Source organism: Priestia sp. P5_B4, from assembly GCF_056400385.1.
In genome coordinates this window covers 1-609 of the sequence record NZ_JBFULJ010001434.1, presented here as the reverse complement: position 1 = coordinate 609, position 609 = coordinate 1, and the positions used below count along the sequence as shown (strand labels likewise).

Annotated in this window: 1 pseudogene; it reads left to right on the top strand. The window is 37.8% G+C overall.

The window, feature by feature from the left end:
- A pseudogene (locus tag AC1DRF_RS31440) lies at window positions 1-609 on the top strand (acetolactate synthase large subunit); the annotation flags it as partial.

Genomic DNA, 609 nt, shown 5'->3' with positions numbered 1-609 from the left:
GGAAAAGCCAGGACCCGTAGTAGTAGAATTGCCAGAAGACTTAGCAACTCAAATCGTTCCCATTAAACCTATTTTACCTACATCTATACCCGTAAGCATACCTATATTGGAGTCAATTCAGGCTGCCAATACTCTTATTAAACAGTATGAGAGACCTTTTGTTATTATCGGTAACGGCGCTGTTAGACAGGGAGCTGTGGATGAGCTTCAACCATTTATTGAACGCCTTCAATCACCGGTTACCCATAGTTATATGGCTAAAGGTGTACTGTCTAAAGATCACCCACAAAATTTCTTTACGTTTGGATTTAATGAAAAAGATGAAGTGCTAGCAGGCTTAAAGGAAGCTGATCTACTTATTGTAATTGGGTTTGATCTTGTCGAAAGGTTACCCAAAGAATGGAACACAGAAAAAACATCAATTTTACATATAGATACTTTACCGGCAGAAGTAGATGAATATTACCCTATAGAGGTCGAATTGGTTGGAGATATAAAGCAGACTTTACGAGTATTCAATCAGCTTGATATTCCTTCTAAACCATGGATTCCCTCTGGTAATCTCCAGGAACAAATTAAGCAATCTTATCACATTGAAGAGAAAAAGAT